Source organism: Vibrio sp. D404a, assembly GCF_030248535.1.
GTDB lineage: Bacteria > Pseudomonadota > Gammaproteobacteria > Enterobacterales > Vibrionaceae > Vibrio.
This window is the reverse complement of the sequence record NZ_JAHGAJ010000025.1, coordinates 61,541-82,054: the sequence shown is the minus strand read 5'-3', so window position 1 is coordinate 82,054 and position 20,514 is coordinate 61,541. Positions and strand designations below refer to the sequence as shown.

The 20,514-nt window shown below is 46.7% G+C and carries 17 protein-coding genes; 10 read left to right on the top strand and 7 right to left on the bottom strand.

Annotation, left to right across the window (positions count from 1 at the left end; all coding sequences use genetic code 11):
* Positions 1–22 precede the first annotated feature (22 nt).
* On the bottom strand, positions 23–505 hold the full coding sequence (locus KI655_RS15930) for a MarR family winged helix-turn-helix transcriptional regulator (RefSeq protein ID WP_150868408.1): 483 nt from the start codon (positions 503–505) through the stop codon (positions 23–25).
* A gap of 125 nt (positions 506–630) precedes the next feature.
* Here KI655_RS15930 and KI655_RS15925 point away from each other — a divergent pair, with 125 nt between their 5' ends.
* The 5 genes from KI655_RS15925 to KI655_RS15905 all read left to right on the top strand — a co-directional run bounded on the left by KI655_RS15925 (position 631) and on the right by KI655_RS15905 (position 5,398).
* Positions 631–1,539, top strand: coding sequence for a DMT family transporter (locus tag KI655_RS15925; protein WP_285407041.1), 909 nt, complete (start codon positions 631–633; stop codon positions 1,537–1,539).
* 134 nt (positions 1,540–1,673) lie between these two features.
* A complete protein-coding gene (locus KI655_RS15920; RefSeq protein WP_285407039.1) occupies positions 1,674–2,609 on the top strand; it encodes a LysR family transcriptional regulator in 936 nt (311 codons plus the stop codon).
* A gap of 180 nt (positions 2,610–2,789) precedes the next feature.
* Positions 2,790–3,443, top strand: a complete 654-nt coding sequence (locus KI655_RS15915) for a hypothetical protein (protein ID WP_285407037.1) — start codon at positions 2,790–2,792, stop codon at positions 3,441–3,443.
* Positions 3,444–3,518: 75 nt separating this feature from the next.
* Positions 3,519–4,172, top strand: coding sequence for a hypothetical protein (locus KI655_RS15910; RefSeq protein ID WP_285407035.1), 654 nt, complete (start codon positions 3,519–3,521; stop codon positions 4,170–4,172).
* 314 nt (positions 4,173–4,486) lie between these two features.
* Positions 4,487–5,398, top strand: a complete 912-nt coding sequence (locus KI655_RS15905; RefSeq protein WP_285407032.1) for a DMT family transporter — start codon at positions 4,487–4,489, stop codon at positions 5,396–5,398.
* Positions 5,399–5,511: 113 nt separating this feature from the next.
* Here the strand turns inward: KI655_RS15905 and KI655_RS15900 are convergent, their stop codons facing one another.
* From KI655_RS15900 to KI655_RS15890, 3 genes are read right to left on the bottom strand one after another with little or no spacing between them, the layout of a single operon-like run.
* The gene (locus tag KI655_RS15900) at positions 5,512–6,693 is read right to left on the bottom strand and encodes an MFS transporter (protein ID WP_285407030.1); all 1,182 of its coding nucleotides are present in this window, start codon (positions 6,691–6,693) and stop codon (positions 5,512–5,514) included.
* The gene (locus KI655_RS15895; protein WP_285407029.1) at positions 6,683–7,756 is read right to left on the bottom strand and encodes an aminoglycoside phosphotransferase family protein; all 1,074 of its coding nucleotides are present in this window, start codon (positions 7,754–7,756) and stop codon (positions 6,683–6,685) included. The genes KI655_RS15900 and KI655_RS15895 overlap by 11 nt, the downstream gene beginning before the upstream one ends.
* 10 nt (positions 7,757–7,766) lie before the next feature.
* Positions 7,767–8,051: a GNAT family N-acetyltransferase gene (locus tag KI655_RS15890; RefSeq protein WP_285407027.1), complete on the bottom strand. Its 285-nt coding sequence runs from the start codon at positions 8,049–8,051 to the stop codon at positions 7,767–7,769.
* 240 nt (positions 8,052–8,291) lie between these two features.
* Between KI655_RS15890 and KI655_RS15885 the strand changes: the two genes are divergently transcribed.
* A complete protein-coding gene (locus KI655_RS15885) occupies positions 8,292–9,038 on the top strand; it encodes a flagellar brake protein (protein ID WP_285407024.1) in 747 nt (248 codons plus the stop codon).
* Positions 9,039–9,201: 163 nt separating this feature from the next.
* Here the strand turns inward: KI655_RS15885 and KI655_RS15880 are convergent, their stop codons facing one another.
* Entirely contained in the window at positions 9,202–11,562 is a 2,361-nt protein-coding gene (locus tag KI655_RS15880) for a Lon protease family protein (RefSeq protein ID WP_285407022.1), read from the bottom strand.
* A 258-nt stretch (positions 11,563–11,820) separates the two neighbouring features.
* Here KI655_RS15880 and KI655_RS15875 point away from each other — a divergent pair, with 258 nt between their 5' ends.
* Together KI655_RS15875 and KI655_RS15870 are read left to right on the top strand one after the other, a co-directional pair.
* Positions 11,821–12,315, top strand: a complete 495-nt coding sequence (locus KI655_RS15875) for a hypothetical protein (protein ID WP_285407019.1) — start codon at positions 11,821–11,823, stop codon at positions 12,313–12,315.
* A 13-nt stretch (positions 12,316–12,328) separates the two neighbouring features.
* Positions 12,329–13,957, top strand: a complete 1,629-nt coding sequence (locus KI655_RS15870; protein WP_285407016.1) for an ABC transporter ATP-binding protein — start codon at positions 12,329–12,331, stop codon at positions 13,955–13,957.
* Between the two features lie 170 nt (positions 13,958–14,127).
* Here the strand turns inward: KI655_RS15870 and KI655_RS15865 are convergent, their stop codons facing one another.
* Together KI655_RS15865 and KI655_RS15860 are read right to left on the bottom strand one after the other, a co-directional pair.
* Complete coding sequence (locus tag KI655_RS15865) at positions 14,128–16,176, bottom strand: prolyl oligopeptidase family protein (RefSeq protein WP_285407015.1); 2,049 nt, start codon at positions 16,174–16,176, stop codon at positions 14,128–14,130.
* Positions 16,177–16,293: 117 nt separating this feature from the next.
* On the bottom strand, positions 16,294–17,202 hold the full coding sequence (locus tag KI655_RS15860) for a LysR family transcriptional regulator (protein WP_285407013.1): 909 nt from the start codon (positions 17,200–17,202) through the stop codon (positions 16,294–16,296).
* 183 nt (positions 17,203–17,385) lie between these two features.
* On the opposite strand from KI655_RS15860, the gene KI655_RS15855 reads away from it, so the two are divergent.
* Positions 17,386–19,080: an L-lactate permease gene (locus tag KI655_RS15855; protein WP_285407011.1), complete on the top strand. Its 1,695-nt coding sequence runs from the start codon at positions 17,386–17,388 to the stop codon at positions 19,078–19,080.
* Positions 19,081–19,318: 238 nt separating this feature from the next.
* Positions 19,319–20,461: an FMN-dependent L-lactate dehydrogenase LldD gene (lldD, locus tag KI655_RS15850; RefSeq protein WP_150868387.1), complete on the top strand. Its 1,143-nt coding sequence runs from the start codon at positions 19,319–19,321 to the stop codon at positions 20,459–20,461.
* The last annotated feature ends 53 nt before the right edge of the window (positions 20,462–20,514 follow it).

The following is a 20,514-nucleotide window of genomic DNA, read 5'->3' as shown; positions in this document are numbered from 1 at the left end:
CAATAGTGAAGCGCCAGAGAACTTATTCGTATGCACTTAGCCATGTTTTCAGCAGTTGATTGGTATTCTTCTTCTGACTTGCGGAGAGAGTTTTCACCAACTTCTTCTGCATCTCAACATGTTCAGTCATCATCTCATCAATCAGGGTTAGGCCATTTCTTGTGAGCTTAACACTCACACTACGACGGTCTTCTTTGCTGTGCTCACGGCTAATAAGCCCCTTGGCTTCTAGCTTATCTAATCGGTTAGTCATGGCACCAGAAGTCAACATCATTGAACCAATAAGCTCTGATGGGGTGAGTCGATAAGGCTTACCAGAGCGTCGTAACGTCGCCAATACATCAAACTCGCCCAGCTTCATATCGTATTGTTTATGAAGGTCGGCAACTTGTGTCTCCATGTATTTGGCGATACGCATTACTCGGCCCATAATCGCCATCGGCTCTGTCTCTAGGTCGGGCTTTTCCTTTGCCCATTGTTCTACCACGCGGTCAATAGCATCCATTTGCAATCACGCTCCGTTATTAGTCTTAGTTGCTTCAAACTAGTTTAACATAAAGATACTTTACAACCACTAGTTATGGGTATACTCTTCACACCAAGAGTTATCTTAACGTAAAGATATTTTAGATGAATATATTATTAGCAATGATCCCCGCCTTCTTCTGGGGTACAACTTATGCAGTGACGCAGTTTACGCTACAGGAGTGGCCACCATTACTACTTGGTGCTCTGCGTGCTTTGCCTGCAGGGTTATTATTGCTTGCCGTGAAACCTACTCTACCTAAAAAAGGCGAGTGGCAGATCATTTTCACACTAGGTTTAATCAATATTGCGACCTTCTTCGGTCTGATCTTTGTTATGGCTCTCACCTTGCCTTCAGCTATTTCAGGCGTAGGTATGATCTCAGTGCCTGTATTCGCAATGATTTTCCATTGGGTTGTTAAAAAGCAGCGCCCTAATCTGATTCAAGCTTTGTCGGGTATCGGTCTAATTTCACTGGCGTGGATGCTATTTAATCCAAGTCAGATTTCACTCAGCCCTGTCGGACTAGGTGCTATGTTTGCCGCTATCATGTGTATCATTGTGGGCAGCAGCATTACTAAATCACTCGGCGATCGCATGCACTGGTGGAAAGTGCTGACTTGGCAACTAATTCTTGGTGGTGTGATCTTGTCTGTAGCTTCAGCAGTTCACGCTTTCATCGACCCGCAGCCTTATGTCAGCGCGGTAACCCACTTCGATTCACGTAACTTTATGGGTCTATTGTGGGTGATTGGTTTGAATACGGCACTGGGCTATGGCATGTATGTATGGCTACTACAACGTATGTCAGTGGTCGACTTTACCTTTGGTGGTATTGCTAACCCAGTCGCAGGTATCGTAATGGGTATGCTGTTGATGGGTGAGTCATTTACTGCCGCTCAGTACTCGTTAATGACAGGTATGATCGTGATGTCGCTACTCCCTCAAGTCATCCTTGCGATTCGACAACCTAAAACGGTATCAGCGCCGAACAAGCCGCTAAAAGCAAGATAACCCCTTCAAACTTAAATAAAACCCGTTTCACACGGGTTTTATTTATTTGGTCTCTTCTCTATACAAAGTTTCAATTTGTCCTACCTGTATCGTCGTCTTATGATTAAAGAGTACACGTGACGTTAGGGGGCAAAATGGCAAAAGACTTATTCGCGAATCTCGATCTCAACCTTCTGAGAACGTTCATCATATTGCACCAAGAGCGCAACATGAGAAAAGCATCAGAGCGCCTTTTTGTCTCTCAGCCCGCGGTAAGTAAAGCTCTCCAGCGCCTGCGTGATCATTTCGATGATGAACTGTTCGTTAAAACACATCACGGCTTACGGGCGACTGAACATGCCAATCTGCTCGCAGAAAGTATCTCGCCGATATTGGACGAACTGTCGTGCGCGTTGAACAACAGCAACGAGTTCAACCCTGCCGAACTGCAAGGCGTCATCAAGGTTGCGCTCTCCCCTTACTTGCTAAGTCCGCTATCGAGCAAGTTGTTCAAGGCGATCCGCGCTCAGGCTCCTAACGTTCAGGTTCAGTTATTGAATTGGTCTAGCTCGACCATGACTGACATCATCAACGATGAGGTTCATATCGGCTTGAACTACGAGATCAACCACGCTCCCAAAGAGCTACTTCAACAGCGCATTGCACAAGATACGTTTAAAGGTTATGTACGTGAAGACCACCCTTATCAAGGTGATTTCATCGAGGTGAAAGATGGGGTGAATTTCGAGCTGGCCTCTGTTATTGCGGTCGACTGGAACTCGCATCAGTCACTGGCTGAAAAAATACTGAAGATTAAGGGTCACAAGGCCAATATTGGTTTCCGCTCTGAACTGCCCTCTGCAGTTATCGACGTGGTGCGTAACTCCGACATGCTTTTCCCTGCCTCTAAGTTCTTAGAGATTGAACAAAAGACATCATTGAGAGCCATCAACCTGTTGTTCGACAGCAAAGATGTACAACCAACAATGTGCGCCTACTACCACCACAAAAACCGCAATAGTCCAACAACACTGTGGCTGAAAAAGATCCTCGAGAATCTGCTGAACGGCGATTCTCAAAAGGTTCAATAATAACCCTGAGTTATCACGCTGTTTCTGCTCTCTCATTAATAACCGAACGTTAAAGCCTCTATTCCATCAAGCGATTAGAGGCTTTTTTGTCCACTCCATATACTTCTCTCATCGGCTAGGAACGCCACATAACACTGCAAGACGCACCACGAGTTCCTTAACTTTTTTGAGAGTAGATCCATGAAACTAAAATTACTAAGTACCCTAATCGCCGCTTCTTTCCTAGCTGGCTGTTCTTCTTCTGGTTCAAGTAGCAACGATGGTGGTCAAGTAACACCAGCTCCAACAAACCCAATTGAACATACGCCATCAAACCCGATCGAAGACTCAACCCCGGTGAACCCAATTGAGGGTGAGCCATCTAATCCTATTGAAGATTCAACACCATCTAATCCTATGGAAGGCGACCCATCTAACCCTATCGAGGATTCAACTCCTTCAAATCCAATTGAAGGCGAACCATCGAATCCAATCCAAGGGGTACCGTCAAACCCAGTAGAGGATTCAACGCCATCTAACCCAATGGAAGGCGACCCGTCTAACCCTATAGAGGATTCAACTCCTTCAAATCCAATTGAAGGCGATCCATCGAATCCAATTCAAGGGGTGCCGTCACACCCTAAAGAGGATTCAACGCCATCTAACCCAATTGAAGGAAAGCCGTCTAACCCGATTCAAGACACACCTTCGAATCCGATTGAAGATGCGACTCCTGCTCATCCAATAGAAGACGCTACTTCAGCAGCAGATATCCGTGAGCAAGTTCAATCGCTTTCTCAAGAACAACGTCAACAAATCAAACAAGCTGTAAAAGACCGTGTGAGCCGCGGCTAGATAAAACAGCAAATCAAAGCAAAGGAGCCGCTTTATAAGTGGCTCCTTTTTATTTGAATCTGAGTTGAGAGTGATATGAAACGACTATCTTTGGCTATGTTGGTTACGCTCAGTGTTTCCGCCAATGACCACCAGCTACAACAACTAAGCTACCACGAACCGAGCCTCAGCTTTCAAACCGCTAAGGCAGGCGATACATGGGTCGGCACGGTATCTGGCGTGATTCAAGCGACTGATGCCATCAATATTAATGCTGAGATCGACAGTGAAGGCTACCTAGAGCTTGGAACAGGCTATGGCGTAGTGCTCGGGCAGTTCTATACAGAAGCCTTCGTCAGTTATGGCCGCGCCGATCTAATTGACGTCTATGATGTAGGAGTGTTCACAGGGACAGCACTCACAAACAACATTATGCTGTTCGCCAACACCTCGCATGAATGGCGGAAGTTCTCACTCTTAGATTTGAGTGATGCCAATCGCGAATGGAAGAACACGATCGGTACGAGCTATTCACCTTCAGAGCATATGAGCTTTTCCTACTCTTTCAGCCATGATCGCCAATTAACGGGAGCAAAAGGCTATTACAACAGCCAAGACGTCACTTTTACTTTGAAGCCTAAATGGGTTGAGCCTTATGTGAAATACACCTTTGGACAAAAACGAGTCAGTCCTGGAGATGTATTTCGCTCTGATGGCAGTGTGGAACTGGGGTTTAACTTAAGGTTCTAGAACCCTGTTGAGATTTGAACCTTTTTTACCGTTTCATTTGGTAACTCTCACCCCTTTATTTTCGTATCTTGGATAGAGGGGATTTTTCCATTCAAGCACTCAATATACCCTTAAAAAGAACAATGACATTACATTAACTTACTTGAGTGAAAAAATTTTCTATATATAAAACAATAAAAAGAAATAAATTTTGCCAATCTTTCAAATTAGAGATAAAAAGGCAAACTTTTTCTCTTGCGAGCTCCTTATACTGTGGCACATCAATTAGGCGGCACAAGCCTATGATTTACAATTATAAGTATTGGGAAGTCACCATGAATTCGAAGTCTTTTACTGTTTTGCTCTTTTTGTCGGTGTGTCTTATCTGGGGCACCACTTGGTTCGCGATGGAAGTTGCTTTGCACTCTATCCCACCAATCTTTGCTACGGCGCTACGTTTCCTTTTAGCGGCACCTCTACTAGTCGTACTAGCCAAAGCGTTTAACCAACCTTTATTGTTTCCAAAAGGCAAACGCCAGTGGATCTTAATTGTCGCTCTGATGTACTTTGCGATTCCGTTTACCCTGATGATCTATGGTGAGCAGTACATTTCTTCAGGTCTCGCTTCCATTATCTTCGCTAACATGCCTGTCGCGGTGATGTTGATGTCTGGCTTGTTTTTAGGATTACGCCTCGCGAAACACCAAGTTTTTGGCCTTATCACAGCCGTTATCAGCTTATGTCTTATCCTAGGGAATGAGATGCAAATGGGCGGTGAAGACTACCTGATTGGTACCGTCTCTCTTGGTCTAGCGGTTGCGATTCACGCAGTCATGTACGTACTGGTTCAGAAGCACTGTAAAGACATTGAAATACTGACTTACAACGCGGTACCAAGCTTCATCGCTGCTATTTTCTTGTTCGCCGTTTCTGCTGTTGGTGAAAACGTCGATGTGTCTGCATTTACTTGGGACTCAATCTCTGCCGTTGTCTACTTAGGTTTTGTAGCAAGTGTCGGTGGCATTGTGGCTTACTTCAAACTGGGACAAGTGTCGACACCGTTCCAAGCTTCAATCTGTTTCCTAATTTTCCCAGTGGTTGCGCTCGTGATTTCAGCCGTTATCAACGGTGAAATGCTCGCGGAACAGTCATTGATTCTTATGTTACCGCTACTGTTTGGTATCTTACTGACCAAAGCTCCAAAGAACATGTTCAAACTACGCAGCGGGTTAAAGGCAAGTCAGTAATAAACTGGCCTCATAAAACCAACGCTGTAGTTAAATCCATTCAGATACAAAAAAGCTCCAATGGCGACATTGGAGCTTTTGTTTTATTCAAACTTCATCAAAGCAATCTATTGCTATCGCCAACTAAAGTAACGCACCTCATTGCCATCTTCAGGAATCTTAGGAATGTTCAGAGACAGTAGCAAAGAGACACCCGCCATCGCAGCACCAATAAAGAATACAGTTGCTGGAGAGGCTAGCCAGATAACACCAAACACCACCGGGATAACAACGGCTGCTATATGGTTAATGGTGAAAGAAACTCCTGCCGTTGAAGCCATATCTGCTGGATCTGCGATCTTCTGGAAGTAGGTTTTAATCGCCAATGCCAATGCAAAGAACAGATGATCAATTACGTACAGCGCGGCTGCCCACTCCGCACTCTGAACCAAGCCATAACCGACAAACACACCGATCAAGCCTACGTACTCAAACATCAATGCCTTTCTTTCACCGACGACTCCGATGAACTTACCAATACGCTTAGCAAACAAGAAGTTAAACAAGTAGTTAATCAGGAACAGTAAGGTTACATCAGCCGCAGAGTAGCCAAATTTCTCTACCATTAAGAAACCTGCAAACACGGTAAAGATCTGTCGACGAGCACCACTCATAAAGGTCAACGCATAGTAGAGCCAGTAGCGTTTACGTAGCACCAATTTCTTATTCTGCTGGGTCTCGGTTTTAAATTCAGGAAAGCCAAAGGTCATTACCAACACCAGCAAGAAGCCTATCCCACCAGTAATTCCGTAAACCCATGCAAAGTCGAGCTTCAGTTGCTCCAGCATCACCCAAATTGAGCCGTAAGTGATCAGAGACGCCAGTGCACCCACAGAGATCATCTTACCCAGCATCTCTGGCGCTTCTTCTTTACTCAGCCATTGCAGTGACAGCGATTGTTTCAGGGTTTCAAAATAGTGAAAGCCGGTCGACATTAAAATGGTTGTGAGAAGAAGCCCTGTTAGCGTTGGAAACAGACCTGTGATCGCCGTACCAACTGTCAGCATCGCCAGTGACACCAACATGAATCGCTGCTCACGGATAAAGGCCAACACAAACACAACGGTGAACGCTAGGAACCCAGGGATCTCACGCACACTCTGAAGTAACCCAATATCCGCTCCATCGAAGTTTGCACGCTCTACAACAAAGTTGTTCAGCAGCGCCATCCAACTCGAAAACGCGATCGGGACAATAATCGAAATCAGCAACAAAAAGTTCTGCGGCGTCTTCCAGCTTGCGGTTTTATCGAACATCAACCAACTCCTGTTCGTTCATTTCACGGAGCGCTTTTTGAGTGAGTTGCTCAGTGTATGGGTTAATCTTCCAGTGATTTGGGCTCCAGCCCTTAACAAAGCGTTGAAAATCGGCCCATGCGGTTGCAAACATAGGGCGCCAAGCCGCTTCGACTTGCACTGCATTTAATTGGGGCTGATAAAATGCCAACGCATGAGCAAGCTGCTCAAAATAGACATTTAACACTTCGATCTCTCGCTCTGCACAATCTCTTGGCCTAATCGCACTGCTCATAAACAGCGCCACATCCTTCATGGCACAGCCAAGTCCTACGTATTGAAAGTCCACAGCAGCGGCTTTTTGATTGTCCGTATCAAAGCAGAAATTCGCCAACTTAGCATCGCCGTGCACGATGGTGGTGTAGGGGCAATCTTTAAGCATCTGGTCAATCTGAGCGGCATGCTGCTTCAGTTCGAGATCAGTCAATGCATCAAGTTCATCAGGCCGTGTAGCCAAATGCCAATAAGTGCCGGATTCCCATAACGAGGTTAACTTGTCCGCACTTGTTTGGATGTGTTTTGCGTGGAAATGGGCCAGCCAACGTAAACAGGCATTGCGCTGCTGCACCTCTTCAAGGCTGTAGCCTTGAACATCACTCGCCAACACGTCAAAGCCTGACGTTTTTGGAAAACCGAGTGTGTTAAGATCTTGCATCACGATTAACCACTCCCCTTCCGTTTGTTGGCATTGTAAGCCAATTGGGATCGGGCAGTTCTCGTCATATTCTTGAGTAAACGCTTGATACCATGACGTTTCTACTTGGTAGGACTTCACCTTTCTTTGATGGGATAATTGAGTATTCCATCCCTTGGGGTGATCGGTTTTATCCGGCAACGCAACATGTTTAACAATCACGCTGGTCACGCTATCTGACTGGGTCTTAGGAAAATGAAGCCTAACCAACTCTCCATATCCACCCCAAAGACGTTGAATCACTTCTACTTCATGACAATCCGAGCCATGAATTGAGCGAGCAATATTATTATAAAGCGGCGATGTAGACACCGCGGTTGAACAAGACATACTTTCCTCGTTATGACTCATCTGCAAGTAGATGAGCCCACTGCTTTTGTCGCGCCATATAGTGAACTACATAGCTACAAACCGGGACAATTTTGAAGCCCGCTTTCTCTATTTCTGGAAGTACCGCTTCCATCATCACTTTACCCATGCCCTGCCCTTGTAGCTCATCCGGGACTCGTGTTGAAGTAATATGGAGCACTTGCCCTTGCTGTTGATACTTCACCACGGCGTATTGGTCGGAAGCCAACTCTACCGTTATTTGGTGAGCTTCCTTATCCCATTTTACTGCCTGCATTCTCAACTCCTATAAATATTCGACATGCTCCACGATAAACGATTGAAGTCTTGGATTGATGTTAATAGACTAACGTATGTGCATATAAATAAAACCCTGTGGTGGCAATTAAAATAACCCGTGAGGATTCACAGGCTCTCGTCCCGTACTCATCACTCACAACGTCCCCACTTACTTAAATCTAGCACGTAGAACACGTCTATTGTCAGACAACGCATGTTGGCGCATGGAGAAAACACAATGAACGCACCACTAAAGAAACCTGTGGAGCCGAACCAATCACTGCAAGACCCTCGAAACCGAACGGTTTCAACCATTAACAGTACCGACGCTTTGGCTATGATTGAGCATGGCAGTGAACTGACTCTCAACATCACTACCCCCGTTGGCAGCAAGTTTTTGGCCACCACTAAATTCATTGGTACACACAGTGAAAACTGTATCTTGATTGAAGTTCCTGAGGTCTCTTCAGACGATCTTGGTTTTTTCTTTCAAGAAGGCTTTTGGATGACCGTTCGCGCATATTCCCTTCGAGGTGAAGGCGCACTGATCCACTTTAGAAGTCAGATTCACCACAACATCGGTGAACCCTTCCCACTGCTGATCTTGTCAACACCAAGCACTATGCAGGTAACACAACTGCGCAAAGAGACGCGTTATGAGGTAAACCTAGCGGGTCGAATCAACATCAATGATCAGCGTACGGATTGTGAGATCCGCGATTTGTCGAAGAGTGGCTGTCGATTCGTTACCTCGCCTACCTCAAGAAACCTGCAGGTTGCAGAGCGCGTCTCGATTGAGATTGCACCGGACAACTACAACGGTCCACTACTTCCCCCACTGAAAGGGGTGATCTGTAACCTACAGAAATCGACGCACTATGCGAGATATGGTGTTGAGTTCGATGAAGTTGGTCGCGCGAATGCCCGTAACTTACTAAGTAAATTAAAGTTTGATGGGACAAAGCTGCGTCTAAGACAGGGCTAATTTAAAGTATCCCCGATAGATCAACTAGCGATCGGTAGACTAGCGACACAAGCGCTCCTCTCCTCCATCAAAAAAGAAACAGCCATCAAAGCGATGGCTGTTTTCGTTAGTGGTTCCCCATGAATAAATACCGAAGGCGTTGACTGCCCTCGGCATTAAAGGGCTATTTTCTCAATGCGTTGAGTTTGGCCTGTGCGATGCCAAAAATCGTATCGATCGGATAACTCCCTTCATCGCTTGGTTCTCCAGCGGCTTTGCCGGTAAACAGTTCAATCGCTTCAGTCACATGCTCGATAGCCCAGATGTTAAACTCACCTTTCTCTACCGCCTTAACGATATCGCTGCGTAGCATTAGGTTGTGTACGTTCGAACGTGGGATGATCACCCCTTGAGTGTTGCTGCGCCCTTTGATTTCACACACATCATAGAAGCCTTCGATTTTCTCGTTCACACCACCGATAGGCTGCGACTCACCGAACTGGTTCATTGAGCCTGTAATCGCAATATCTTGTCGGTTCGGTTGCTTCGAGAAAGCCGAAACCACGGCACAGAACTCAGCCATACTCGCACTGTCTCCGTCGACACCACCATAAGATTGCTCAAAGGTGATGTTGGTCGTGAGTGGTACCTTGGCGGTTTTACCAAATACCGAAGAGAGATACGCGGACAAGATCATCACCCCTTTCGAGTGAATACTGCCACCTAAGTCGACATTACGCTCGATATCGATCACCTCGCCATCACCATAAGCAGTGGTTGCGGTGATACGGTTCGGCGCGCCGAACATATGATCTGTGGTGCTCAGTACCGACAAGGCATTCACCTGACCGATCGCTTCACCCTCAACCCGCATCAAGGTGGTGCCGTTAGTAAAGGTCTCCATCACGCTGTCTTGCAATCGACCAACACGTAGCTGCTGATTAGACAGAGCCTGCTCAACGTGACCGGCACGAATCAGGTTCGAGTTCGCCCCTTTCGCGACGTAGTTAGACTCACGCAGTAGGTTCGCAATATGAGCCGAGTGCAGAGACAGCTTACTTTGGTCGCCTGCTTGACGAGAGCTGTGCTCGATAATGCGAGCAATTGCTTTACGATCACAATGCAGCATACCGTTGTCATGCACAATGCTGGAAATAAAGCGGGCGTAATGCAGCTCAGAGTCTGGTGTACGCTTCATCTCATCTTCAAAATCAGCAGTCACACGGAACAGCTCTCCAAACTCTGCATCGTAATGTTGCAGCAGTTGGTAGGTGCGATAATCACCAAACAGGATGATCTTCACATCGAGTGGAATAGGCTCTGGGTCGAGCGAGACAGCGCCCGTCAATGTCACCTCTTTCTCTAGTGAAGTAAGGCTTAATTGACGTGAACGAAGTGCACGTTTTAAGCCATCCCATACGTATGGCTGCTCCAACACTTTCACCGCGTCCATCAGCAGCACACCACCATTTGCACGGTGTAAGCTACCTGCACGAATCAATGAAAAGTCGGTAAATACCGTGCCCTTGAAAGTCGCCGTTTCTACATAGCCGAACAATGAGTGATAATTCGGGTTGTCTTCAACCACGATCGGCAACTCTTGCTCTTTCTGACTCACGAGAACATTAACCTTGTAGCGACGAGGCAGCTTCTTATCCAGCGAGGCTGTCGCAATTTCCGCTTGCTCGTTGCTCTCTTCTAAGAAGATCTCCGCATTTTCGACGATGTCTTTGCGCAGCGCCGTGAGGTATTTTTTGATCTCTGGGTACTTGCTGTAATCCTGCTTCAACTGTTTGATGAAGTGCGTGATCACATCACGTGTGGTGTCGTCATTAAGCTTTTGGATCTTTTCTGTGTAGGTCTCTTCAAGCTCGGTCAGCTCTCGAGAAATGGTGCGCAGCCCGACCTCAAGTGCGTCGATGCTCTTATCGAACTGCTCTTGCTCTTCGGCTGTGAGTTGGTCAAACGTCTCCTCGGTATGCAGCTCTTCGCCGTTCATCGCTACAAACTGATAATCACCTTTCGAGGTGATGGTGAGGTTAATACCCTTCTCCTTCGCCTCTAAACTGATCGCCTCAAGCGCCACCTGCTGTTTACTCGCAAGTTGGTTCTTGAGCGTATCTGCACGGCCAAAGTACATCTCGTTGTCAAACGCCAACGGCATCGCCTTTAACAGCTTGCGCATCAGCTTTTCGATGTCTTGCTTCAGGCTTGTGCCCACACCGCTCGGTAACTTGAGTACTTTAGGGGTACGAATATCATCGAAATTCGCGACATAACACCAGTCGAACAGCTGATCAGGCTCTTGTGGGTGACGATTGAGGTAACGCAAGATCATGGTGCGCTTACCAAGGCCATTGCGGCCAATCGCATAAATGTTGTAACCCTTTTCCTTGATCGACATAGCGAACTCGACCGCTTTCTGCGCGCGCTCTTGTCCAACTATCTCATCAATGGGAGCCAGTTCCTTGGTCGACTTACAAGGCAACTTTTCAAGTTCAGCTACCTGATACAGTTGCTCTGAGTTGAGTCTTTGAATCGCCATCGCCGCCTCCTTAATCCTTTTCTTATGGGTATAGTTCAAATAAGTGTAGATGTAATTTCCCCTAAATTTAGTGACTTACGCTACACCACAGCTCAACTGAACAAATAACGAACGATTTCGCTGTAAATCAATGAAACTAACAGAAATCAGTGACACTAAAATGATTTAACATTTGCAACAAAACCAAATGATTTTAGTTTGCATTTGATAATAAATATCATTAACATTCTTTGGTCTTATAGATTAGAGGCTGAGAAGATGGATTTAGAACGATGCTGGATGCACTACCTTAAAGCGGAACAACTCATGGAGCAGGGTCATTGGCCGGAAGCTCAACGTCTGTATGGCGATGTTCTGAGTTCGCTTCCTCGCCACATTCAAAATGCCGCATTCCAAAACGATATCAAGCCTTGCCAGTTTGCCTGTCTACTTACAGGCCTAAGAGACGCCAGTGTTTCTCAATCTGAGATCCTAAATAAACTGGGTCAGCAGCAAGATGCTTTTGATACATTGAACCAAAGCTACGCCTTGATGCAGTTCATCTCATTAGAAGATAACTCACTGATAAAGCGTACTTATTCGCTACTAGAACAGCAAAGCGAAGAACTTCTCAGACATTTGATCGCTTTTTGTAGTGCCCAGCGCAATGCTCACTGGATGCTAGAGCTAGAGCAGATACAGAGAGCTCACCACTACTTCGGACAACTCAAGTCGACCCACGACACCAACCCGACACCCAATGTCTTAAACTGAATAAGGACGTATCATGTCAGACAAGGCTATTCTTAAGGTCAACAACCTTTCCGTGAGTTTTAAAACCAATGATGGAATCATTGACGCGGTAAAAGGCATTAACTTCACGCTCAACCCAAGCGAAACCCTCGCGATTGTGGGTGAGTCCGGTTCTGGTAAATCCGTATCCTCTAATGCTCTCATGAGCCTCTTACCTGATAACGCCATCATCCACCCAGAGTCGTACATCGAGTTTGAAGGCGAATCTATCCTCGATAAGTCTGAGCGTGAGATGCAAGCCGTGCGTGGCGACCGTATCGGTATGATTTTCCAAGAACCGATGACTTCGCTAAACCCTTACCTTCGTGTCGGCATTCAAGTAGCTGAAGCGATTATGTGTCACCGCAACGTGTCGAAAGCTCAAGCCAAAGAGCGCGTGTTAGAGTTGTTTGATTTGGTACACCTACCGAATCCAAGCCAGGCCTACACTAAGTACCCACACGAATTTTCTGGTGGTCAACTGCAACGCATCATGATCGCTATGGCGCTGATTAATGAGCCAGACATTCTTATCGCCGATGAACCGACAACAGCTCTAGATGTAACGGTACAGGCTGAAGTGCTGTCTCTTATCAAAGAGATCCAAGCCAAGATGGGCATGGCGATCCTGTTCATTACCCATGATTTAGGTGTAGTAAAACACTTCGCTGATCGCGTATTAGTAATGTGTAAGGGTGAATTGGTCGAAGAAGGCGAGACTGTACCGCTGTTTGAAGCACCAAGACACGAATACACTCGCATGCTAATCAACTCAGTACCAAAAGGTTCAAAAACACCGATTGAAGAGTCAGCGCCACAACTACTCGAAGCGGACGATATTCGCGTTAAGTTCCTCGTTAAGCCGCACTTTATTAAGAGTCGCTGCCAATACTTTGAGGCAGTGAAAGGCATCTCGCTTAAGCTTAAGCAGGGTGAAACCTTAGGTATTGTTGGTGAGTCAGGTTCAGGCAAGTCGACCTTAGGTCGTGCTCTAATCGGTCTTCTGCCATCTACTGGCCGTATTGTTTACAAAGGGCAAGATGTAAGTCTGCTAACGGATAAAGAGCGCCACAACCTTAAGAAAGATGTGCAGATGGTGTTCCAAGACCCATACGGCTCGTTATCACCACGTATGACAGTCGGTGAGATCATCACTGAGGGATTGACCGTCCATCAGCCTCATCTAACTAAGAAAGAGCGTTTGGATCGTGCACGTAAAGCACTACTTGAAGTTCGCTTAGAGCCGAACTCAATCAACCGTTACCCACATGAGTTCTCGGGCGGACAACGTCAACGTATCGCGATTGCACGAGCGCTTATCCTTGAGCCTTCGTTCATCTTGCTGGATGAGCCAACGTCGGCACTTGACCGTTCAGTACAGCTAACCGTGATTGATCTTCTGAAAGACATTCAAGCTAAACACAACATCGGCTTCTTGTTCATCAGTCATGACTTATCGGTAGTAAAAGCCCTATCCGATCGCGTATTGGTGATGCAGAAGGGTGAAGTAATGGAGCAAGGTACAGCGGAAGACATTTTCCAAAATCCACAGCATGAATATACGCAGAAACTCATCGATGCGTCGTTCGATCTTGATGAAAAGCCGAAAAAAGATGCTGCGTAAGTGGAACTAATTCACATTAACAACGTCATATAAATACATTCTGAAAATTTGCATTAATGGATTGCTACAGAGTGGATATAGCAAATTGGTTTGGCCGCCAAAAATGAAAAAAGTCGCACGGATGCGACTTTTTTTGTACCTCTTTTTTACACTTAAAGAATGAGCGATAGCTAAACGCTCAACTCCTTAATTCCCATATTCCAAAGAGTAAAGGCGTAAGTATCCGCCGATAGATCAATCGCTTTGTTGAGCGGCATACCTGCACCGTGGCCCGCATTCACATCAATACGAATCATCACGGGTTGCTCACCTTGGTGTTTAAGCTGTAGCTCAGAGATAAACTTGTATGAGTGCGCGGGTACAACACGATCATCGTGGTCCGCCGTTGTCACCAATGTAGCCGGGTAAGATTGCCCCTCTTTAACATTGTGCACCGGTGAATAGCCCAATAGGTACTCGAACATCTCTTTGCTTTGCGCAGACGTGCCGTAGTCATAAGCCCAACCCTCACCAGAGGTAAAGGTGTGGTAGCGCAGCATATCTAGCACACCAACAGCAGGCAGAGCCACTTGGAATAGTTCAGGGCGTTGAGTCATACAAGCCCCGACCAACAAGCCACCATTAGAACCACCACGAATCGCCAACTTGCCAGAACTCGTGTAGTTGTTCTCAATTAAGAACTCCGCTGCAGCAATAAAGTCATCAAACACATTCTGCTTATGCTGCTGTGTGCCGGCTTTGTGCCACGCCTTACCATACTCGCCACCACCACGTAGGTTAGGTACAGCATAGATACCACCCAACTCTAGCCAGCTCGCGACATTGCCAGAGAACGAAGGAGGCAGGCTTACATTGAAACCGCCATAGCCGTAAAGAATGGTAGGCGCAGAACCATCGCGCTTAATGCCCTTTTTGTAAGAGATAAGCATCGGAACACGCGTGCCATCTTTAGAGCTGTAGAACACTTGCTCTGATTGATATTGCTCGCTCTCAAATGGCGCTTGCGACTTCTCAAACACCTTAGATTCACCCGTCTCGACATCAAACGAGAAGATGGTTGGCGGCGTCACGTAGTTAGTGAAGGTGTAGTAGAGCTGTGTCTGCTCTCGCTTACCACCTAGTCCACTTGCTGCACCTTGCGCTGGCAATCGGATATCACGCACCTTGTTACCTTGATAATCAAATTGCTCATATTTCGACAGCACGTCCACCATGTAGTGAGCCAATAGGTACCCACCACCGGTACTGATGTCCAGCGGTTGCTCGCGTTCAGGAATAATATCCGTCCATTGCTGAGTTTCAGTATCCAAGCTCACCACTCGACCGTTTGGCGCATCTAGGTTGGTATAAAGAATGAATTGGGAGCCTTGGTTATCAATCACATAAGTATCGCTGTCGACGTGGTCAATCACCGTATTGATGTGTTGCGATTCACTGTTTAAGTCGATGTAGAACATGCGATTACCCGATGTCGACTCTTGAGCCATAATGATCAGGTAGTTATCGTCCTCTGTGGTGTACCCAGAGACATAGCGATGCGCTTGCTCCTGCTTGGCTCCAAATATCACCTTATCGCTGCTCTGAGGCGTTCCTAGTTGGTGATAGTAAAGCTTATGCTGCTCAGTTCGAGCTGAAAGGTGACTGCCATCGGGTTTATCATAGCTAGAGTAGTAGAAGCCTTGACTACCCAACCACGAAACACCCGTAAACTTGGCATCGGTGATTTCTGGTTCTAGCTGCTGTTTGGTTTCTGCATCAATCACGAAGATCTTCCGCCAGTCGCTACCGCCTTCCGAGATACTGTAAGCCACCAAGCTGTAGTCCTTGGAAAACGACACCGAGCCTAATGATGTGGTGCCGTCTTCTGAGAAAGTATTGGGATCTAAAAAGACTTCAACCTGCTGACCTTCTTTCTGACGATAGAGAATGCTGTGATTCTGCAGGCCATCATTTTTATAGAAGTAGGTATAGTCGCCGCGCACAAACGGTTGAGAGCTCTTCTTATAGTCTTGTGCCTTTGCGATACGTTCACGTAAAGCATCACGGAATGGAATGTCTGAGAGATAACCAAACGTCAGGGCGTTTTGAGACTCCACCCATGCAGCCGTTTCTTCACTGGTGTCGTCTTCTAACCAGCGGTAAGGATCCTTCACTTGGGTACCAAAGTAGTCGTCAGAGATACTCTGCTGCTCAGTCTTTGGGTAGGAGATCTTTTTCATTCTTCCCTCTTCCTTAATTTTCAAATGATAATAATTCGCAACTAAGATGACGAATCGCCACGGTTAAATCAAGTAACCATTTGCACCAAAACGTAACCTTAGATAAAGGGCAACTCACTAAAAGTAGTGGGAAATTGCTAAGTAGCGTGCACGAATGTGCTCTATCAATAGCTTGATCTTATTCGGCGGTTGACGCGTGAACGGATAAACCGCGTAGATACCCAGTTTTTTGCCAACGATGTCGGGAAACAGATCCACCAACTGACCATTACGAATATCGTGATACACCAAGCAGCGCGGTACGTAAGCAATACCATGTCCCCCTAAAGCCGCCTTTCTCAATGCGGTTGCGTTATCGGTCGAGAACGAGCCTGATACACGCACTATGTATTTGTTATCGCCTTGCTCCTCACGGATAAATTGCCACTCACTGGCCCCCGTGGTCTGGTAGGCGTATTGCAAGCAGTTGTGTTTCACTAAATCCGTCGGGATGAGCGGTTTACCGTTACGAGCAATATAAGAGGGCGATGCGCACACCACCCATTGTGAGTCCAAAATGTGCCTTGCAATCAAGCTCGAATCTTCCAGATATCCGGTACGAATCACGAGGTCGAAGCCATCGTTGACTAGGTCTACAAAGCGATTATCCAATGACATATCGACCGTGAGCCCCGGGTGCATGTTACAAAACTCCGCCACTGCGTCCGCCAAGATCAAATCACCAGAAATACTCGGAACTGACATTTTGATGTGACCGCTGACATTTTCACCAAAGCCTGAAACTGCATCCATAGCCTCTTGGGTTGCCTGCTTCACATTTTTGGCTCCATGCAGGATCGCCTTGCCTGCCTCGGTCAGCGTTAATTTACGCGTTGTGCGGTATAATAATTGAACACCTATCTCTTCCTCTAAACGAGCAACTCTCTTGCTAACTACCGAATTTGTAAGGTTATTTTGCTCTGCCACCTTACTAAAAGAGCCTAATTCTACTACCTGTGAAAACAGGATTAAGTCGTCTGCACGCATACTATTATGCCAATTTTGGAATTAATTATTTTCATTATTTCCCTATATCTATAAAAAATAAAGGGGTAAATTCACGCCAAATTAACAAAACCATTACAACAACTGCCGTTGTAATAACAAAAAACAATAACGTGTAAGTCACTTCAAACCGACAAGGATTGAGGCAAGGACGAGGAAGTACCCATGAATGAAACTCTACTAGCTCTATTGGCATTTTCACCAATAGTTGTGGCAGCAATTCTGCTGGTTGGCCTGAATTGGCCAGCAAAAAAAGCGATGCCGGTGGCCTTTGGTCTGACCGTACTTATCGCACTATTTGGTTGGGACATGTCAGGCACTCGTGTGTTGGCATCTGTATTCCAAGGTTTTGGTATCACAGTATCGGTTCTCTGGATTGTGTTCGGCGCTATCTTCTTACTTAACACTTTGAAGCACACCGGAGCCATTACTACCATTCGTAACGGGTTTACTGATATTTCAGCCGACCGTCGCGTGCAGGCCATCATCATCGCTTGGTGTTTTGGCTCTTTCATTGAAGGCGCTTCGGGCTTTGGTACACCGGCAGCTATCGCAGCACCTCTACTGGTTGCTATCGGTTTCCCTGCGCTTGCAGCGGTACTGATGGGTATGATGATCCAATCAACGCCTGTTTCTTTTGGCGCGGTTGGCACACCAATCATTGTCGGCGTAAACAAGGGTCTGGATACGCACAACATCGGTGAAAACCTAGTGGCTCATGGCTCAACATGGGACGCATACCTACAACAAATCACATCAAGCGTTGCGATGATTCACGCGACTGTGGGTGTGATGATCCCAGTACTGATGGCGATGATGCTGACTCGCTTCTTTGGCAAAAACAAGAGCTGGACTGAAGGCCTAGATATTCTTCCGTTTGCACTGTTCGCTGGCGCAGCGTTTACCATCCCTTACGCATTAACAGGCGTGTTCCTAGGTGCTGAGTTCCCATCGCTAATTGGTGGTCTGGTTGGTCTTGCAATTGTTGTTACAGCAGCAAAACGTGGCTTCCTAGTACCAAAATCAAAGTGGGACTTCGAGAGCGAAGACAAGTGGCCTGCAGAGTGGTTAGGTTCTCTAAAAATCAACCTAGACGAAAACAAAGATCAACAGAAGATGAGCATGGCTCGCGCTTGGGCTCCTTATGTACTGCTTGCTGTTACTCTAGTTGCGAGCCGTGTTAGCCCTGAGTTCAAAGGATTCCTAAAGAGCGTTAGCCTATCGTTCAGCAACATCCTTGGTGAGACAGGTGTGAGCACTGCGATTCAACCTCTTTACCTACCGGGCGGTATCCTAGTCTTCGTTGCTCTGATCGCTGTTCTTATCCAAGGCCGTAGCGCTGCACCACTAGCAAAAGCGTTTGGTGAATCAAGCAAGACACTGATTGGTGCAGGTTTCGTACTGGTGTTCACAATCCCGATGGTTCGTATCTTCATCAACTCTGGCGTGAACGCCGCTGACCTAGCAAGTATGCCGGTAACCACAGCAAACTTCGCCGCTGACCTTGTAGGCTCTGCTTTCCCTGCATTGAGTGCAACCGTAGGTGCTCTGGGTGCTTTCATCGCTGGTTCAAACACAGTTTCGAACATGATGTTTAGCCAATTCCAATTCGAAGTCGCGCAGACTCTGACTATCTCAAGTGCCGTGGTTGTCGCTCTACAAGCGGTAGGTGCAGCAGCAGGTAACATGATTGCGATTCACAACGTTGTTGCAGCATCAGCAACAGTAGGTCTACTAGGCCGCGAAGGTGCGACACTACGTAAGACAGTTATCCCAACGTTCTACTACCTAGTAATGACAGGCATCATTGGTCTTGTGGTTATCTACGGATTCAACGTTACTGACGCGCTAATGCGTTAAGCTTAAATTCGGCGGTGTTCATATCACCGCCACCCAACTTGGCGTCAGCGTTCATTCCCCGACACCGCGAACGTTTGTACTGGTTACTCGTTGACTACGCACCTTCTGGAAGCCAGCAACCTAGCAATTACTGTGTACGTTGACGCCATTTTATTTCCAAACGCCTGTTCCAACTGGCACCACATTCGACAGAGTAAGCCTTCGAAGAGAGGCGAGCCCTAACCTTAGGATAAAGATTATGATTATCTCCGCATCTACAGACTACCGAGCTGCTGCCAAATCTAAGCTACCTCCATTCCTTTTCCATTACATTGATGGTGGTTCTTACGGCGAGCACACTCTGCACCGCAACACAGCAGACCTAGCTGAAATCGCGCTTAAGCAACGTGTTCTTAATGACATGTCGGAACTGAGTTTAGACACAGAACTGTTCGGTGAAAAACTAGCAATGCCTATCGCACTTGCCCCAGTTGGTCTAACAGGTATGTACGCTCGTCGTGGCGAAGTTCAAGCGGCTAAAGCAGCAGACAACAAAGGCATCCCATTTACGATGTCGACAGTATCGGTTTGTCCAATCGAGGAAGTGGCTCCTAAGATTGAACGTCCAATGTGGTTCCAGCTTTACGTACTTAAAGATCGTGGCTTCATGAAGAACGTTCTAGAGCGCGCAAAAGCGGCAGGTGTAACTACTCTTGTGTTCACTGTAGATATGCCAGTACCAGGTGCTCGCTACCGTGATATGCACTCAGGCATGAGCGGCCCGAACGCAGCTGTACGTCGCATTTTCCAATCAATGCGTCATCCAAGCTGGGCATTCGATGTGGGTGTATTTGGTAAACCACACGACCTTGGAAATATCTCAACTTACCGTGGCACACCAACCAAACTGGAAGATTACATCGGCTGGTTAGGTGATAACTTTGACCCATCTATCTCGTGGAAGGATCTCGAATGGATTCGTGACTTCTGGGATGGCCCAATGGTGATCAAAGGTATCCTTGACGAAGAAGATGCAAAAGACGCAGTTCGCTTTGGTGCCGATGGAATCGTGGTTTCAAACCACGGTGGTCGTCAGCTTGACGGCGTACTTTCAAGTGCAAAAGCCCTACCTGCGATCGCCGATGCAGTAAAAGGTGACACTAAGATTCTGGTCGATTCTGGTATCCGTACTGGTCTTGATGTAGTTCGCATGATGGCACTGGGTGCAGACTGTACTCTACTAGGTCGTTCATTTGTGTACGCACTAGCAGCACAAGGCCAAGCTGGTGTTGAGAACCTTCTTGACCTTTACGACAAAGAAATGCGTGTGGCGATGACGCTAACAGGCGCGAAAACAATAAAAGATCTTACCCGCGATTCACTGGTTAACTTGACCAAGTAAGCGACAATAAGTAAGACGGAAGCCTAAGAAAACATTTGGGCCACCTCTACCTC

Excerpts from the sequence above, each read along its gene's own strand:
- KI655_RS15930 (WP_150868408.1), bottom strand. The coding sequence starts at position 505 with ATGGATGCTATTGACCGCGTGGTAGAACAATGGGCAAAGGAAAAGCCC.
- KI655_RS15925 (WP_285407041.1), top strand. The coding sequence starts at position 631 with ATGAATATATTATTAGCAATGATCCCCGCCTTCTTCTGGGGTACAACT.
- KI655_RS15920 (WP_285407039.1), top strand. The coding sequence starts at position 1,674 with ATGGCAAAAGACTTATTCGCGAATCTCGATCTCAACCTTCTGAGAACG.
- KI655_RS15915 (WP_285407037.1), top strand. The coding sequence starts at position 2,790 with ATGAAACTAAAATTACTAAGTACCCTAATCGCCGCTTCTTTCCTAGCT.
- KI655_RS15910 (WP_285407035.1), top strand. The coding sequence starts at position 3,519 with ATGAAACGACTATCTTTGGCTATGTTGGTTACGCTCAGTGTTTCCGCC.
- KI655_RS15905 (WP_285407032.1), top strand. The coding sequence starts at position 4,487 with ATGAATTCGAAGTCTTTTACTGTTTTGCTCTTTTTGTCGGTGTGTCTT.
- KI655_RS15900 (WP_285407030.1), bottom strand. The coding sequence starts at position 6,693 with ATGTTCGATAAAACCGCAAGCTGGAAGACGCCGCAGAACTTTTTGTTG.
- KI655_RS15895 (WP_285407029.1), bottom strand. The coding sequence starts at position 7,756 with ATGTCTTGTTCAACCGCGGTGTCTACATCGCCGCTTTATAATAATATT.
- KI655_RS15890 (WP_285407027.1), bottom strand. The coding sequence starts at position 8,051 with ATGCAGGCAGTAAAATGGGATAAGGAAGCTCACCAAATAACGGTAGAG.
- KI655_RS15885 (WP_285407024.1), top strand. The coding sequence starts at position 8,292 with ATGAACGCACCACTAAAGAAACCTGTGGAGCCGAACCAATCACTGCAA.
- KI655_RS15880 (WP_285407022.1), bottom strand. The coding sequence starts at position 11,562 with ATGGCGATTCAAAGACTCAACTCAGAGCAACTGTATCAGGTAGCTGAA.
- KI655_RS15875 (WP_285407019.1), top strand. The coding sequence starts at position 11,821 with ATGGATTTAGAACGATGCTGGATGCACTACCTTAAAGCGGAACAACTC.
- KI655_RS15870 (WP_285407016.1), top strand. The coding sequence starts at position 12,329 with ATGTCAGACAAGGCTATTCTTAAGGTCAACAACCTTTCCGTGAGTTTT.
- KI655_RS15865 (WP_285407015.1), bottom strand. The coding sequence starts at position 16,176 with ATGAAAAAGATCTCCTACCCAAAGACTGAGCAGCAGAGTATCTCTGAC.
- KI655_RS15860 (WP_285407013.1), bottom strand. The coding sequence starts at position 17,202 with ATGCGTGCAGACGACTTAATCCTGTTTTCACAGGTAGTAGAATTAGGC.
- KI655_RS15855 (WP_285407011.1), top strand. The coding sequence starts at position 17,386 with ATGAATGAAACTCTACTAGCTCTATTGGCATTTTCACCAATAGTTGTG.
- lldD (WP_150868387.1), top strand. The coding sequence starts at position 19,319 with ATGATTATCTCCGCATCTACAGACTACCGAGCTGCTGCCAAATCTAAG.